15 protein-coding genes are annotated in these 16,370 nt (G+C 65.6%); 8 read left to right on the top strand and 7 right to left on the bottom strand.

Annotation, left to right across the window (positions count from 1 at the left end):
- From EJ072_RS28155 to EJ072_RS28140, 4 genes are all read left to right on the top strand, one after another.
- Positions 1–909: a dihydrodipicolinate synthase family protein gene (locus tag EJ072_RS28155; RefSeq protein WP_126082266.1), complete on the top strand. Its 909-nt coding sequence runs from the start codon at positions 1–3 to the stop codon at positions 907–909.
- 7 nt (positions 910–916) lie between these two features.
- Complete coding sequence (locus tag EJ072_RS28150) at positions 917–1,885, top strand: D-2-hydroxyacid dehydrogenase (protein WP_126082265.1); 969 nt, start codon at positions 917–919, stop codon at positions 1,883–1,885.
- Positions 1,886–1,960: 75 nt separating this feature from the next.
- Entirely contained in the window at positions 1,961–3,502 is a 1,542-nt protein-coding gene (locus EJ072_RS28145) for a trimethylamine methyltransferase family protein (protein ID WP_126082264.1), read from the top strand.
- 12 nt (positions 3,503–3,514) lie between these two features.
- On the top strand, positions 3,515–5,005 hold the full coding sequence (locus EJ072_RS28140; RefSeq protein ID WP_126082263.1) for a D-aminoacylase: 1,491 nt from the start codon (positions 3,515–3,517) through the stop codon (positions 5,003–5,005).
- Here EJ072_RS28140 and EJ072_RS28135 read toward each other — a convergent pair.
- From EJ072_RS28135 to EJ072_RS28105, 7 genes are read right to left on the bottom strand one after another with little or no spacing between them, the layout of a single operon-like run.
- Positions 4,990–5,655: an isochorismatase family cysteine hydrolase gene (locus EJ072_RS28135; protein ID WP_126082262.1), complete on the bottom strand. Its 666-nt coding sequence runs from the start codon at positions 5,653–5,655 to the stop codon at positions 4,990–4,992. The genes EJ072_RS28140 and EJ072_RS28135 overlap by 16 nt on opposite strands.
- Positions 5,652–6,935, bottom strand: a complete 1,284-nt coding sequence (locus tag EJ072_RS28130) for a Zn-dependent hydrolase (protein WP_126082261.1) — start codon at positions 6,933–6,935, stop codon at positions 5,652–5,654. Before EJ072_RS28130 ends, EJ072_RS28135 begins: the two co-directional genes overlap by 4 nt.
- Positions 6,932–8,092, bottom strand: coding sequence for an FAD-binding oxidoreductase (locus EJ072_RS28125; protein WP_126082260.1), 1,161 nt, complete (start codon positions 8,090–8,092; stop codon positions 6,932–6,934). Before EJ072_RS28125 ends, EJ072_RS28130 begins: the two co-directional genes overlap by 4 nt.
- 9 nt (positions 8,093–8,101) lie before the next feature.
- Positions 8,102–9,394: a Coenzyme F420 hydrogenase/dehydrogenase, beta subunit C-terminal domain gene (locus EJ072_RS28120; RefSeq protein WP_126082259.1), complete on the bottom strand. Its 1,293-nt coding sequence runs from the start codon at positions 9,392–9,394 to the stop codon at positions 8,102–8,104.
- Positions 9,395–9,401: 7 nt separating this feature from the next.
- Complete coding sequence (locus tag EJ072_RS28115; protein WP_126082258.1) at positions 9,402–10,316, bottom strand: nitrilase-related carbon-nitrogen hydrolase; 915 nt, start codon at positions 10,314–10,316, stop codon at positions 9,402–9,404.
- Positions 10,301–11,731, bottom strand: coding sequence for a dihydropyrimidinase (gene hydA, locus EJ072_RS28110; RefSeq protein WP_126082257.1), 1,431 nt, complete (start codon positions 11,729–11,731; stop codon positions 10,301–10,303). The genes EJ072_RS28115 and hydA overlap by 16 nt, the downstream gene beginning before the upstream one ends.
- 22 nt (positions 11,732–11,753) lie before the next feature.
- A complete protein-coding gene (locus EJ072_RS28105) occupies positions 11,754–12,104 on the bottom strand; it encodes a RidA family protein (RefSeq protein WP_126082256.1) in 351 nt (116 codons plus the stop codon).
- 235 nt (positions 12,105–12,339) lie between these two features.
- On the opposite strand from EJ072_RS28105, the gene EJ072_RS28100 reads away from it, so the two are divergent.
- From EJ072_RS28100 to EJ072_RS28085, 4 genes are read left to right on the top strand one after another with little or no spacing between them, the layout of a single operon-like run.
- Positions 12,340–13,587: an MFS transporter gene (locus EJ072_RS28100; protein WP_126082255.1), complete on the top strand. Its 1,248-nt coding sequence runs from the start codon at positions 12,340–12,342 to the stop codon at positions 13,585–13,587.
- Positions 13,587–14,351, top strand: a complete 765-nt coding sequence (locus tag EJ072_RS28095; protein ID WP_126082254.1) for an SDR family oxidoreductase — start codon at positions 13,587–13,589, stop codon at positions 14,349–14,351. Before EJ072_RS28100 ends, EJ072_RS28095 begins: the two co-directional genes overlap by 1 nt.
- Before the next feature lie 24 nt (positions 14,352–14,375).
- Positions 14,376–15,398 carry an NAD(P)-dependent oxidoreductase gene (locus tag EJ072_RS28090; RefSeq protein WP_126082253.1) on the top strand — a complete coding sequence of 341 codons (1,023 nt, stop codon included), beginning with the start codon at positions 14,376–14,378 and terminating at the stop codon, positions 15,396–15,398.
- Positions 15,399–15,425: 27 nt separating this feature from the next.
- Positions 15,426–16,358, top strand: coding sequence for an allantoinase PuuE (locus EJ072_RS28085; RefSeq protein ID WP_126082252.1), 933 nt, complete (start codon positions 15,426–15,428; stop codon positions 16,356–16,358).
- The last annotated feature ends 12 nt before the right edge of the window (positions 16,359–16,370 follow it).

The raw sequence follows: 16,370 nt of genomic DNA, 5'->3' as shown, positions 1-16,370 counted from the left end.
ATGACCCGCCCGCAAGGAACCATCGCCCCCATCCTGACGCCGTTCGAAGACGACGGCCGCATCGCGCGCGATCTCTGGATCTCCCACGCCAAATGGGTGCTCGGCCGGGGCGCGCATTTCCTCTCGCCCTTCGGCACTACCGGCGAAGCGCTCTCGGTTTCGCTGCGCGAACGCATGCAAGCGCTGGAATGGCTGCTCGAGGCTGGTATCGCGCCCGACCGGCTGATGCCCGGCACTGGTGTGACCGCGCTTCCCGAAACAGTCGAATTGTCGGCGCATGCCGTCGGCCTCGGCTGCGCCGCGGTCATGGTGCTGCCGTCCTTCTTCTACACCGGCGCAGGCGACAATGGTCAGGCGCGCTATTACAGCGAGCTGATCGAAAAGGTGGCAAAACCTTCGATGCGGGTGATCCTCTACCATATCCCGCAAAATTCCGGCGTGCCGGTCAGCCCGGCGCTGACAGCCAGACTGAGCAAGGCCTTTCCGGACACGGTCGTCGCCTACAAGGATAGCGCCGGCGACTGGAACAACACCGCCGCCGTCATCGCCGCCGCGCCCGATATCTCCGTGTTCCCAAGCTCGGAGGCGCAACTCACCAAGGGTCTTGCCAGCGGCGCGGCCGGCTGCATCTCGGCCACGGTCAATCTGAACGCCGCCGCCATCCGCCGCCTCTACGATGCGGCAAGGAAGGGCGAAGACGTCATGGAGGCGGATGCAGCCGTCAAGGCGTTCCGAAAGGTGATCCAGGACGCCGGGCTGATCCCGGCGATGAAGGCGGTGCTTGCGGTCAAGTCCGGCGACCGGCGCTGGCTAAACCTGCGCGCGCCGCATGAGAATGCGACGTTGGAAAACGGCAGGGCTTTGCTTGTCGAGCTCGGCAGTGCTGCCGACCATATCGGCGGCAATTGAGGTCGCGATGTCGGCGCGCCCAACAATCATCCTGCACACCGACAAGCTGGCGGGTGCGCTTGCCGTGCTCGCCGAGACGCATCCGGACCTCGAAGTCCATGCCTGCGATACCTATGCCGGCCTCCCAGCCCTGATCGAACAGATCAGCGCCGAGGTGGTCTATTCGATCCGTTTCGACGGCACGCCGCGCTATCCGCGCCAGGCGCTGACCGAGAGCCCGACGGTGAAATGGGTGTCGATCGGCGGCTCCGGCACCGATCATCTCGGGCGCTGGGATCCGGCGCATGTTATGGTCACGAATTCGGCCGGCGTCGCCGCAGGCATGCTGGCCGAATATGCGTTGGGCGCGATGCTCTCCTTCTCCCTCGACCTGCGCGGTTTCGAACGCCGGCAGCAGGCCCGCCAATGGGGCGGCGGCCGCGTCGAGCCGATCGAGGGCAAGACCCTCCTCATCATCGGCCTCGGCAAGACCGGCGAGGCCGTCGCGCGCCGCGCCCAGGCGATGGGCATGCGCACGCTGGGCGTCCGCGCACGGCCGAAACCAATGCCCTCGCTCGACGAGGTTCATGGTCCCGACGCGCTGCTGGCACTGATCGGCCGCGCCGATTTCATCGTCTGCTGCGTGCCTCTGCTGCCGACCACGCGCGGTCTGTTTGGCGAGGCCGCCTTCGCCGCGATGAAGCCGTCCGCCGTGCTCATCGACATTTCGCGCGGCGGCGTCGTCGAGGAGGCCGCGTTGTTGAGCGCGCTCGACAACAAGCGGATCAAGGGCGCGGCGCTCGACGTTTTCGCGACCGAACCGCTGCCGGCCGAGCACCCGCTCTGGGGTTACGAAAACGTCGTCATCACGCCGCATTGCGCGGCGGTCTATGACGGCTGGGACATCAAGTCGTTGCACATGTTCGCCGACAATCTGGCGCGCTACCGCAAAGGTGAGCCGCTGGAGAATGTGGTCAATCCGGAACGCGGCTATTGAAAGCAATTCCAGGAAAAGTGTGAACGGTTTTCCGTCCGGAATTGCGAAGAAAGAGGATCGGGAGGAAATAATCCGATGTCACAGGACAGGCGCGGCGGCGGTCGCCGATCGAAGCTCGGACGCAGCGGCGGCGGCATCGCGCAACTGCCGTGGCAGAGCGTGAAAAATCCCTACCCGCCCATGCAGCTTCTCGACGAGGAGCGCATGGAGCAGTTGCACAAGACATCGATGCGCATCCTGTCGGAACTCGGCATCCGCGTCATGAGCGAAAAGGTGATGGACCTGTTCTCCAAGGCTGGCGCCACCGTCGATCGCGAGAGCAACACCATCCGCATCGACGAGAGCATCGTCGCCGAGGCGCTGCGCAACGTTCCCTCCTCCTTCACGCTGACCAGCCGCAATCCCGAAAAGCAGCTCCATTTCGGCGGCAATTCACTGGTCTTCGGTCTAGTCGCCGGTCCGCCCAATGTGCATGACCGCATTAACGGCCGGCGTCCAGGCAACCTGCCCGACTATCAGAACTTCATCCGGCTGGCGCACCACTTCAACGCCATCCACATCATCGGCAACCAAGTGGTGGCGCCGATCGAGCTGCCGGCGAATTCGCGCCATCTCGACACCTATCACGCCAATCTGACGCTGAGCGACCTCTCCTTCCATTGCACCGCGATTGGCCGCGCCAGGGCGATGGACGGCATCAACATGATGGCGATCGCGCGCGGCATCTCGGTCGAGGAGATGCGCGCTTCGCCGGGCGTGACCACGATCATCTCGATCAACTCGCCACGCCTGTTCGACGACGCGATGGCCGAAGGCCTGATCGCCATGGCCGAGCATGGCCAGCCGGTGACGGTCACCCCCTTCACGCTGATGGGCGCGATGACGCCGGTGACGCTTGCCGCCGCGCTCTGCCAGCAGAATGCCGAGGCGCTGTTCGGCGTGACGCTGACGCAGCTCGTCAACCCCGGCACGCCGGTGATGTACGGCGCTTTCACCTCCAATGTCGACATGAAGTCGGGCGCGCCGGCCTTCGGCACGCCGGAAAACGCCAAGGCCAACATCATCGCCGGGCAGTTGGCGCGCCGCTACAATTTGCCCTACCGCACCTCCAACGCGAATGCCTCCAACGTCGTCGACCTGCAGGCGGCCTACGAAACTGAAATGGCGACCTGGGGCGCGGTGCTTGGCGGGGCCAATCTGATCTATCACGCCGTCGGCTGGCTGGAGGGCGGGCTGACAGCGTCCTACGAAAAGCTCGTGCTGGACGTCGAGATCCTGCAGAACATGATGGAGTTTCTGCGGCCGCTGCCGTTCCAGGAGGACGACCTCGGCTTCGAGGCGATCAAGTCGGTGCCGGCCGGCGGCCATTTCTTCGGCGCCGAGCACACCATGTCGCGCTACACCACCGCCTTCTACCAACCGATGCTCTCCAACTGGCAGAATTACGGCGCCTGGCAGGAAGCCGGCGGCAAGGACGCGCTGGAGCGGGCGACCGAGCTCTGGCAGCAGACCTTGCACGATTACGAGGAGCCGGTGATGGACGCCGCGATCCGCGAGGAGCTCGACGCCTATGTCGCGCATCGCCGCGAGGAGATCGCGGCTAATCCGGAAGCTTAGGAAATTTATGCAATGCCTTATGATCTTGTCATCCGCCACGCGACGCTGATCGCCGGCGACGGCTCGAAACCCTTCGGGGCCGACATTGCCGTCACTGGCGACAGGATCACGGCGGTCGGTCGGCTGGACGATGCGCAGGGCGTCGAGGAGATCGACGCGAAGGGCAAGGTGGTCGCGCCAGGCTTCATCGACGTGCACACCCATGACGACGGCGCGCTGCTAGCCCCGCGCGGCATGGACCCGAAGATCAGCCAGGGCGTCACCACGGTGATTGCCGGCAATTGCGGTGTCAGCCTGGCGCCGCTGCTGCTCGACAAGACCCCACCGCCGCCCTTCACGCTGGTCGGCGGCCGCGAGAATTTCCGCTTCGACCGTTTTGCCGACTATGTCGCCGAGCTGAAGCGCCGCGGCATCGCCACCAACGCCGCCCTGCTTGTCGGCCACACCACCTTGCGCCAGCGTTGCATGCCGGTGACCGATCGTCCGGCCACCGAAGCCGAAACGGCGGCGATGCAGGAAGCGGTTGCCGAAGCGATGGCCGAAGGCGCGTTCGGCCTCAGCACCGGCCTCGACTATCCACCGGCCGTCAACTCCTCGACCGACGAGGTCAAGGCTCTGGCCGCCACGGCGGCAGGCCTGGGTGGTCCCTATGTCACCCACACGCGCAACTATTTCGAGACGATGGACGGAGCCATCGAGGAAGCGATCGACATTGCCGATCACGCCGGCGGCAAGCTCTTCATCTCGCACCACCAGTGCACCGGCCGCGCCAATTTCGGCAAGAGCCGGCCCTCGCTGGAGCGCATCGACCGGGCGCGCGAGGCGATGGATATCGGCATGGACGTCTATCCCTATGCCGCGAGTTCCACGGTGCTGCGCCTGGAGCGCTGCGACACCGGGCTGAAGATCCTCATCACCTGGTCCGACCCGCATCCGGAGATGGCGAGGCGCGAGATCGCCGACATCGCGCGCGAATGGAACTGCACCGAGCGCGAGGCCGGCGAGCGTCTGCTGCCGGCCGGCGCCGTCTATTTCCAGCTGGACGAGGACGATGTGCGCAACATCATCGCGCATCCGCGCACCATGATCGGCTCGGACGGCCTGCCGCACGACATCCATCCGCATCCGCGCCTGTGGGGCACATTTCCGCGCGTGCTCGGGCACTACGCGCGTGATGTCGGCCTGTTCAGCCTGGAGGAGGCCGTATTCCGCATGACCGGGCTGCCCGCGAAGGAATTCGGCATCGCGCAACGCGGCCTGCTGGCCGAAGGCAACTTCGCCGATCTCGTCGTCTTCGATCCCGAGACGATCATCGACACCGCCACCTTCGAGGAACCGCGCCGGCCCGCCGCCGGTATCGAGCATGTCTTTGTGAACGGCGTATCGGTGTGGCGAAAAGGGAGAGCCACTGGAGCGCTGCCTGGCGCGGTTCTCAAGCCTTCGGCCTCAAAGCCGATCGTCAGAGGCGCATGCAACTGCGGCGCCGATCACAGCGCCTCGTAAATTCCATCGACCGTTTCCAGCGTGTAGGCAAATTCCACCGGCCGCGTGCAGCGCCAGCCGTCGAAGGGGTGGTCGGCCAGCGCCTTCAGCGCCTCGGGATGGCGAAGAATGCCGCCGCCATAAAGCCGGTTCGCCATGTCGAGCATGCCGGTGCGGTGCATGGCCTCCGTCATGCTGCCGCAGGCGTCCTTGACCAGCCAGACGCGAAACCCCTCGTAAACCGCGTCGAAGACGCTCGCGGTCACGCAGCTGTCGGTGAGCACGCCGGTGACGATCAGGGTCTCGATGCCAAGGGCGGCGAGCCGCTGCGAAAGATCGGTCCGCCGAAAGGCGCTTGGCCAATGCTTGTGGATGACGATGTCGCCGGGCAGCGCTGCCACCTCGGCGCAGATTTCGGCGCCGTTGCTGCCCGCCACCGCGGAGCGGAATTCCTCGGTCAGGATCTCTTCCTGCCGCGCATAGCCGTCGCGTTCCTCCGGCTTCACCCAGGCCTGCGCATGGATGACGGGCACGCCCGCCGCACGGGCGGCTCCGATCAGCGCGGCGGTGTTGGCGAGCACCGCGTCATAGCCGACGACCGGCCAAGCCGCGCCGGGGCGGTATTCGTTCTGCAGGTCGATGACGAGCAAGGCGGTCTTGGCGAGGTTCATGGCTGATCCAAGGGATTGTCGAAGTCTGTGACGAAGCGGAAGAGCAGACGGATCGCCTCATCGAGGTCGGCGATCTCCATCGCTTCATGCGGGTTGTGGCTGCCGTTCTCGTTGCGCACGAAGACCATGGCGGTTGGAATACCGGCGCCGGCAAAAGTCGCCGCGTCGTGTCCCGCCCCGCTCGGCACATGCGGTGCCCGCATCTGCAATTCGGTAGCGGCGCGATCCAGCTTGGCGGCCAAATCTGCCGACATCGTCGCCGGCTCCCAAGTGAAACGCTGCCCGAGTTCGAACGCTACGCCCCGCCTGGCGCTAACTTCAGCCAGAATAGTCCGAAGCCGCGCCTCGACACGTTCGAGAACCGTCGCTTCGGCGCTGCGCACATCCAGCGTGAAGCCGAGCTCGCCCAGAACCCGGCTGCCGCCATGCTGTGTCGGATCGGATTGCACACGGCCGAAGGTGATTGTCGCCTCATGGTCTTCGCGCTCCAGCGCATCCCATTCGATCTCAAGCGCGGCGACCAGATCGGCAAAGCCAAGCACGGCGTCATGCCGGGCGAAGCGCGGCTCGGCGCCGGAATGGGCATAGGCGCCAAGGCATTTGGCGTCGACATAGCGGAACCCGCCGGCAATCCCGGTGACGATGCCGACCGGCGCGCCAGCGGCGACAAGCCGCGGTCCCTGCTCGATGTGCACCTCGACGAAGGCCGCGATCCGCGCGGCATAGATCCCCGGAACCCCGCGCCGCACCGCATCGGGGTCGAACCCTTCCTCTCGCATGTGTTCGGCCAGCGTGCGGCCGCTGTCGGATCGTTTTGCTTCAAGCGCCTCCGGATCGAGCAAGCCAAGAGCCGCCTGGCTGCCCGGATAGGACAGCGGAAACCAGACGGCTTCCTCGGCGCGCGTGGCCAGCACGATGAGATCGCGCGGCAATTGGACGGCTTTCGCGACCAACTCGGCCATCACCGCCAAGCCCGCCACAACGCCGGCGGCGCCGTCGAAATTGCCGCCATGCGCCACACTGTCGAGATGCGAACCGACGACCAAAGCCGGCAGGTCCGGATCGCGGCCACTGAGCGTCAAATAGAGATTGCCGGCGGCATCGGTGCGCGCAACCGCGCCGAGCTTCTGCGCCTCCTCACGCACGAGGTTGTGGGCGAAGCGCTCGCCGGGTCCGTAGGCGATGCGCGTGATGCCCGGCGCATCGGTCGTGGCTTCAGCGAGTGTCTCCAGGATGCGCCCGGCCAGGTGACCTCCGGCCGTCAGGATGGCGCTGTTCATGAAGCAACCTTGCTGGCTTCGGGCGTGACATTGCGCAGACGGTGCGGTGTGAGATCGTCCAGCGACACGCCTTGCCTCGCGACATCGTCCGGCAGGCCGCCGCCGGCGATCAGGCTGGCGCAGACGCGCGACAGCGCCGGCGAGGTCTTGATACCGTAGCCGCCCTGCCCGACCAGCCAGACGAAATCCGGAAACTCGTCGTCAGGCCCGACCACCGGGGAGCCGTCGGCGACGAAGGTCCGCAAGCCTGCCCAGGAACGCGACACACGCTGCACCTCGATCGTCGTTGCCCGTTCGAGGCGCTCGGCGCCGATCGCCACATCGATGTCTTCGGCAAAGGCGTCCATCGGCTCCGACGGCGTGGCATCGGCCGGCGACACGAACAGCTGTCCGGCATCCGGCTTGAAATAGAACTCCGCGCCGACATCGTTGACCAGCGGCCAGTCGGCAATGTCGACACCTGAAGGTGCGGGGATGTTGAAAGCGGTGCGGCGCTTCGGCTGCAAGCCGACCGGGCGGACGCCCGCCATCGCCGCGATCTCGTCACCCCAGGCGCCGGCCGCATTGACGATCAGCGGCGCAAGGAATGCGCCCGCTTCCGTTTCGACCCGCCATTGTCCGCCTTGCCGACCGATGCCTTTGACCCCGGCCTTGGTGACGATACGCGCGCCCCGCGCCCGCGCGCCGCGCAGAAAACCCTGGTGCAAGCCGTTGACGTCAATATCCATCGAATGCGGTTCGATGTAAGCGCCGGCAAGATAATCCCGGCGCAGCACCGGAACGTGCGCGATCGCCTCATCCGGCCTCATCGCAACGATCGAGGGCACCAGCGCCTGCGCGGCCGCCAGATCCTCGCGCAACAGGTCGAGCTGGTCGGCGCGTGCCACTGTGATCATGCCGCGCTTGCTGAGCAGCGGATAATCGCAGAAGCCGGCAGGCGGCTCGGTGAGAAACGCCCGGCTGGCGAGCACGATGCGGCGGATGACGCCGTTGCCGTAATTCTCGGTGAAGCTAGCCGCCGAACGCCCCGTGGTGTGGTAACCGCAATGGCTCTCCCGCTCGAACAGCACGACCTTCCTGTCGCGCGAAATCTCGTACGCGGCGCCGGCCCCGGTCATGCCGCCGCCGATGATGATGACTTCGGTCTGCTCGCTCATCGATCCCCCCTAAACTGTTGCGCGCGCCACGGCAGGCGGCTCGCCCAGACGGCCGCGTCGGGCGCGATCGCGGGCGCCCCGCCCCTCGGCCAGATTCTCGGCAGGCGAATTCTGCGCGGCGCAATCCCGCAATGCGAGGTCGCTGACAAAAGGCACCGGCTTGCCGGCGATTGCCATGCCCTTCAGCCGCGCCCAGACGGCGCGCCGCTTGCGCACCTGATGCGACTGCAATTCGCTGATCTCGGCAATGTTGCTCTCGCGCTTGATCTCCAGCGCGCCAGCCTCGACGGCCGCGTCGAACAGCTCCAGCCCGCGCTTTGTCCGAACTATGATGCCGTTGAGCGGTTCATCCTCGACGGCTGGTCCGCCGTTCAGCCAGGCATCCGACACCGCGATATCCGCCACCTGGCCGATCGCATCGGGACAGATCTTGCAGCGCGGCTGGATCATCCATTTGTCCTCGTCTTCCCAGAGCTGCCGGTAGCTGATCTCGAAAGCGTGGCCGTCCTTGGTTTCGATGCGGTTCGGGCCGGGATTGCCATGACCCCGGTAGCGGAATAGGGCCAGCTCGTCCTCGCCGAGGCCAAAACGCTGCAGCACCTGTTCCGACTTGGTGAGGTCCGAGGCGCCGCCGCAGACGAAGGCGAGCGCATAGCGCATGTGCTCGTCAACGCGCGGATCGAGCCGCGCCAGGTTGCGCACGGCGGTGATGTCGCAAGGCTTGGCGATCAGCGCGAACGGCTCGCCGCGATCGAGGATGTCGTTGAAATCCACCAGCGTGGCCGCCGGCCCGTAGCGCGAGCCGGCGCCGTCGAGCACCGAAGCGCCGTCGAAGCTCAGCTTGCGTTCCGTGCGCATCGGCATGGAGCGCGACGCCGCGACATGCAGCACGAATTTTACGCGTCCCGAGCTGAGCAGGAATTGGCCAAGCGCCGTCAGTGTCCCACCGCCGGAGCCAATAAACCGGACCGTGGGATCGCCGGCGGAACCGAGCACGAGCCGCTCGACCGGTCCCCAGACCGTGTCCGTCAACGTGGCGTCATTCATCTGCGCGGGTGGCGGACCGGCGATGCGTGTTCCTGGGCAAACCGCGTTGATCTTCGCCAATGTCGGCTTGTCCAATGCCTTTCGTGCCACCGGCCGCTCGCGCCCTTCCGGTGTCATCACCATCTCGATGTCGCGCCCGGCCATCGACCGGCAGAGGCCGCAGCCGATGCAAAGACCGTTCTCGACGATCTCGCCAAGCGACAGTGGGTCGGCCGCGAGCGGTGCCTGGCTGCAACTGGTCTTGATCAGGCCCATCGCTGTCTCAGACCGGATCCGCGATGCGTTTGTACTGGTCGGGGCGGCGATAGAGCGCGAAGTTGAAGTTCACTTTGCGACACGTCTCGATGAGGTCGAGATCGGCGCGGTGAACGATGACTTCGTCGTCGAGCGACATCGCCTGCGCGGCAATCTCGCCGGTCGGCGCGATGATGCAGGAGCCGCCGATCAGTGCCTGGCCGTCTTCCAGCCCGGCCTTGGCGGCGGCGCCGATCCAGAGCGTGTTCTGATAGGCGCCGGCCTGCATCGGCAGGTGATTGTGGAACATGCGTAGATGTGCCAGCGCCGGCGCCTCGTCGAGCAGGAGCGGCGTGTTGTAGCCGAGCAGTGCCACCTCGGCGCCGTTGAGGCACAGCATGCGATAGGTCTCCGGCCAGCGGCGATCGTTGCAAATGGCGAGGCCGACGCGAACACCGCGAAAGTCATAGACCGGGAAGCCGAGATTGCCGGGTTCAAAGTAACGCCGTTCGAGATGCGTGGTCGTGCCCGCTTCCGGCTCGCTCGACCCCGGCACGTGCATCTTGCGATAGCGGCCGATGAAGGCGCCGTCCGGCCCGACAAGATCCATGGTGTTGAAATGGCGCGTGCGGTCCTCTTCCTGCGTCAGCTCGCAATAACCCAGCGCGAAACCGACCTTCAGGCGCGCGGCGGCATCGTAGAGTCGCTGCGTTTCCGGCCCCGGCATCGAGGCTTCGAAGAAAGCGTCGATTTCGGCCTGGTCGTCGATGCGCCAGCGCGGGAAGAAAGTGGTCAGCGCCATTTCGGGAAACACCGCGATCTCGGCGCCGGCGGAAGCGGCCTTTTCAAGCAGATGTACCAGGCGCCCGACCGTCTCGGCGCGCGTGGCGCTGCGCTGGATCGGTCCGGTCTGGCAAACGGCGATGGTCAGGCATCGAGCCATGGTGTCCAATCCTCGACTGGTTTTCCCGAGAGCTCGGGATCTGCGGCGTTGCGTGCCACGAAACGTCCGAACCCTGGCTCGGCCTGCAATTCGCCGTCAGCGACCACCGGCACGCCGCGCACCAGAACGGTGGTCGGCTTGCCGGTAACGCTCCTGCCCTCATAGGGCGTGAAATCGACGCGCGAATGCAGCGCCTCGTGCCCGAGCGTCCAGCGCATGGTTGGATCCCACAGCGCCAGATCCGCATCGACCCCGATCGCGATGCGGCCCTTGCGATTGGCGAAACCGTAGATCGAGGCGGCATTGCGCGAGGTGAGATCCAGATAGCGTTCGAGTGTCAGCCGGCCGGTGAGCAGCCCTTCGGAAAATAGCAGCGGCAAGCGTGTTTCGATGCCAGGGATGCCGCTCAGCGTCGTGGTGAAGCCTGGCGTCTCGGAGCGGCCGATCTTGTCGGCGAAGTAATAGGGGGAATGGTCCGACGACCAGAGATCGATGCCGCCCTCGATCAGTTCGCGCCACAGATGCTCATGGCTGCGCGGCGAGCGCGGCGGCGGTGAGAAGACGAAGCGCGCCGCGTCGACCGCCGGGCGATCGAGATCGGCGGCCCCGAGGAACAGATATTGCGGACAGGTCTCGGCGATCGCGTCGACACCACGCGCCTTCGCCCGTGCCACCTCTTCCGCCGACTGCCAGGACGACACGTGCACGATGGTCATGCGCGCGCCGGTCATCTCGGCGAAGGCCAAAGCGCGGTGCGTCGCCTCGCGCTCCATCGTCTCGCTGTGGGCGACGACATGGTAGCGGATATCGGTGCGGCCGAGATCGATGAGCCGCTGTCGCGTGCGGCGGATCGCGGCGTCGTTCTCGGCATGGACCATGACGATCCAGCCCAGCCGCCGCGCCGTATCGAGAACCTTGAAGAACAAATCGTCGTCGACGGCGAAACCCTGATAGGTCATGAACAGCTTGACCGAGGCGATGCCGCGCCCGGCAAGCGCCTCAAGCTGCGCCTCGACATCGGCGCCGGTGCCCATGGTCACCACGGCATGCAGCCCGTAGTCGATCACGGCGCGTCCCGCCGCGCGCTCCAGCGCGCGGTCGATGGCGCCGATCGTCGTCATGTCCTGTCCGGGCATGCCGAATGGCACGATGCAGGTGGTGCCGCCGAACGCCGCGGAGATCGTGCCCGACTCGAAATCGTCGGCATTGCCGGCGCCGCCCCAGACGGGCTGGTCGAGATGGCAATGCGTATCGATGCCGCCGGGCATCACCCAGCGGCCGCCGGCGTCGATCGACTTCTGGCCGGATAGGCCCTTGTCAATCGCGGCGATGCGGCCGTCGTCAACGCCGATGTCGCACTCGGCCCAGCCATCGTCGAGCGCCACGCGCCCACCTTTGATCACCAGCTCATGCATTGGCGCACCCTCACCGGTCCGCTCAGCCGACGGCCGCCGTCACCATGATCTCGACGCGGTATTGGTCGCCGGCAAGCCGCGCTTCCACTGTGGCGCGCACCGGCATGGCGCTCCTGTCGATCCAGGCGTCCCAGGCGGCATTCATCAACTCGAAATCGGCAATGTCGCAGAGCCAAATCTGCGCGCTCAAGAGCTTCGACTTGTCACTGCCGGCCTTGGCCAGAAGCGCATCGATCTTGGCGAGAATCTGCTTGGTCTGGCTTGTGGTATCGCCGGACAGATCATCCGCCGTCAGGCCAGCCACATAGACGGTGCCGTTGTAGCGCAGCACCCGGCAGAAGCGCTGTCCGTTCTCCAGGCGTTCGATCGTCATATCGTTCCCTTCCGCTGTTTCTCGGATTCTGGCCTTTGCCTATGGTAAGGAGGGTGCAAAACCACTGTAAAGCCCGCAGCAAAGCCGAGATGCCGCTTTCCTTCACAGCGATGGCCAAAAAATTTAAGCCATAGCCGCGTCAATCTTCGTTTGTGGCAACCACGGCAAAGTGTAGCTTCTGCTCGGGCTGCCGTCGGTCAACGGTCACGCCAGGGGAGCCGCCGCAGCCGCATCCATGAGGTCGATCGCTCAATCCGCGATGAGGCTTTGGCACAATGCAGAGCGCTCCCGCGCCATGCTGCCGATCATGGTCGGCGTCTGCCTGGCCTGCATCGGCAGCGCCATGTTGACCACCGCCGTGTCGCTGCATCTCGGCAAGCCCGGCATTTCTCCTCAGGTCGTGCAGATCGTGCTGACCGCGTATCCCGTGGGCTTCCTCGTCGGATGCCTGGTCACCCGCCCGGCGGTCGCGCAATACGGCCATGAGCGCACTTTTGTGGTGATCCTGGTGCTGGCGCTGCTGGCGGCGTCCGGCTTCGTGTTCACCGATTTCCTGCCGAGCTGGATCTGTTTCCGCCTGCTCGGTGGCATGGCGATGGCGTCGCTCTTCGTCGTCTGCGAAAGCTGGATCAACCTCTACGCCGAGCAGCACAATCGCGGCGCCTTGTTCTCGCTCTACATGCTGACGACGGCGATCGCGGTGCTGCTCGGGCAGTTCCTTGTCGGCTTGGTCGGCCCGCAATCGCCGCATCTTTTTCCGGTCGCGGCCGTAACGGTGCTTCTGGCGCTGGTCTCCAAATTCGTTGGCGGACGTTGGCCGGCGCTGCCTGCAACCGATCCGGGGCATGCGGGTTCAGCGAGACCGGTCAAGCGGCTTGGCCCGCTGGCGCTGTTCCGGCTGGCGCCGGTGACGGTCGTGGCCATCTTCCAGGGCGGCATCACCAACATGAACATCTTCGTGCTGACGCCGATCTACGGCACCCAGATCGGCCTGTCGGCGGCGACGACGGTCGGGCTGGTCACAACCATCAGCATCGCTGGCATGTTGGCGCAAACCCCCGTCGGCTGGCTGTCGGACCGGTTCGAACGGCGCATCATATTGCTTGTACAAGGCATCCTATCGGTAACGCTCTGCGCCGCGATCGCTTGGCTCGGCAACTCTTCGGTGCCGCTGCTCTTCGTCCTGTTCTTCGTCTATGGCTGCACGGCGCTCACCGTATATCCCGTGGCGATGGCGTTCGGCGCCTCGCAATTGCACAGCCGGCACATGGTCGGCGCTTCCGGCACGCTGCTCCTGCTCTATTCGATCGGCAATGTCGCGACGCCCGGCATTTCCGCCGGCCTGATGCAGCATATGGGCGCGCCGGCGATGTTCCTGCTGCTCGGCGGCGGCGCCGTGCTGGTGACGCTCGCCGCCTGCTACAATCTGTTGCGCCGTCCAGTCACCATGGCGACCATGCAGGCCATAGAGGAGCAGGTCTGATGACGGATCCAGTCAAGAACCGCCTGCAAGACAATGTCATCCTGATCGCCGGCGCTGCCAGCGGCATCGGCGCGGCAATTGCCCGGCGCTGTGTTGCCGAAGGCGCAAAGGTCGTCTGCGCCGACTATGATCTGGAGCCGGCGACAAAACTTACCGAAGTGCTCGGGCCTTCCGCGCTCGCTTGCCAGTGCGATGTAACGAACATCGACTCCGCCAGATCGGCCGTCGACTTTGCCGCGAAAAAATTCGGCCGGCTCGACGGGCTGGTGCACAACGCCGCGGCGCCTTCGACCAGCGCCACCGTCGTCGATCTCGACGAAAGCGCCTGGCGGCACGAGATCGATGTCGGCCTGACCGGCGCCTTCCTGATGAGCAAGTTCGCCGTGCCGCTGATCGCGGCCAGCGGCGGCGGCTCGGTCGTCTTCATCGGCTCGCAATTCGGGCGCGTCGCCACCACCAGGGCGGTCGCCTATTGCGCCGCCAAGGCCGGGCTGATCCATCTCGCCAAGGCGATGGCCGTCGACCACGCGCCCGACAAGATCCGCGTCAACAGCCTGTCGCCGGGTGCCGTGGCGACGACCCGCCTGCTGCGCCGGTTTGCCGACTTCGAAGCCGCCAATGTCGGCCTCGGCCCTGCCCATCTGCTCGGCCGCATCGCCGAGCCCGACGAGATCGCCGCGGCGGCGGCCTTCCTGCTTTCCTCCGACGCATCCTTCGTCACCGGATCCGACATGCTCGTGGACGGCGGCTATGCGACGCGCTGAACCCGTATTTTCAAAGGAGTTCCCATGACCTTGCTCGTCACCGGCGGCACCGGCTTCGTCATGAGCGTGGTCGCGCGCGCCTGGCTGGATCGCGATCCCAAAGCCAAGGCCGTAATCCTCGACCGATCCGGCCTCGACGCGGCCGCCGAACAGCATTTCGCGCCGGTACGCGATCGGCTGACGGTGATTTCCGCCGACATCCTTGACCCGAAAGCCTGGTCAGCGACGCTCGACAAGCAAGGCATCACGGCGATCGTCCACGGCGCGACGATCACGCCGATCTCGCGCGGCAGCGCCTCGGAAGCAAAACGCCAGCCGGAGGCCGAGGACCCGGCCCGCATCGTCGATGTCAATCTCATGGGCACCGTGCGCATGCTGGACTGGGCGCGCACGAATCCCGACCTGAAGCGCTTCATCTATGTCAGCTCCGGTTCCGTCTACCGCCACAACGGCCCCGACTGGAGCGGGGAACCGCTGCCGGAAGACGGCTATGTCGCGCCGCTGACGCTTTACGGCATCTCGAAATTCGCCTCCGAGATGGTCACCAACCGCTATGCCGACCTGTTCGGCCTCTCGGCGGTGTCTGTGCGGCTTGCTTCCGTCTACGGCCCGATGGACCGCGCCACCGAGAGCCGCAACTTTCGCCATGTTCCGAACCGCGTCGCGCATATGGCCCTTGCAGGCGAAACGATCAGGCCAAACAGCCTCGAACCCGTCGGCGATTACGTGACCTCGACCGACGTCGCCGCCGCGATCCTGGCGCTGATCGATGCACCAGGCCTCAATTACCGCCACTATAACATCGGCTCCGGCTCCAGCCAGACCATCGGCGAGATCATCGGCTGGGCAAGGGAGCGCGTGCCGGGACTGAAGGCCGAGGTGACGCCGGGCGAAGACGCCAATATCGTCCAGGATGTGACGCTGAAAGGCGGGATGTGGGGCGCCTATGACATCGCCCGCATCATGCGCGACACGGAATGGCGGCCGCGCCCCGGCAAGGAAGCCTTTCACGCCTACATGGATTGGATTGCTGCCAACGAGAATTGAGCCAACGAGATCAGAGGAGACCAGCCGATGCCGACCGATCCGCAGCAAGCGCAGCAGCCGCGCGACTTTGTCGGCTACGGCCCTCACCCGCCCTTCGTCACCTGGCCGGGCGGCGCCAAGCTCGCCGTCAACCTCGTGCTCAACTACGAGGAAGGGTCGGAGTACAACTGGCTGGAAGACGGCCGCAACGACAATTGGGGCGAATACAATCTCACCGGCAGCATGCCGGTGCGCGACCTCGGCACCGAGACGCATTACGAATATGGCAGCCGTGCCGGCGTCTGGCGCCTGGCCAGGCTCTTCGACCGCTACGACATTCCGGTCACCTTTTCCGCCTGCGCCGTGGCGCTAGAGCGCAATCCGCCTCTGGTCGAGTGGATGAAAGCGCGAAGGCACGACCTGATGGGGCATGGCCTGCGCTGGATCGACTACACGGTGATGGAGCGAGATGAGGAAGAACGCCATCTGCACGAGGCGATTGCTCTCTACGAAAGGCTGCTTGGGAAGCGCCCATTGGGTTGGAACTGCCGCTCGCTGCCCAGCGTCAACACCCGCGACCTGCTGGTCGAGGAAGGCGGCTTCCTCTACCACTCCGATCCCTGCAATGACGACCTGCCCTATTTCCTTGACCACCGGGACACGGAAATCCTGGTCGTCCCTTACTCAAAGGCGCTCAACGACAGCCGCTACCTTGTGGCGCCCGGCTACAGCAATCCGCGCGACTTCGCCGAGGATTGCCGCTCGGCCATCGACTATATGCTCTCCGAAGCCGACGACACCGGCGGCCGCATGCTGACCATCGGCATCCACGCCCGGTGGACGGGCCAGCCGAACCGCGCCTCGGGCCTGCGCGAGGTCATCGAGCATGTCAAGCAAAGCGACGGCGCCGCCTTCATGCGCCGCGAGGATATTGCGCGCTTCTGGCATGCCAATCATGCTCGCTTCGAGCAGCGCGGCTGAGGGAGCGCAACG

Source organism: Mesorhizobium sp. M2A.F.Ca.ET.046.03.2.1 (assembly GCF_003952425.1).
Classification (GTDB): domain Bacteria; phylum Pseudomonadota; class Alphaproteobacteria; order Rhizobiales; family Rhizobiaceae; genus Mesorhizobium.
This window is presented reverse-complemented; position numbering and strand designations above follow the sequence as displayed.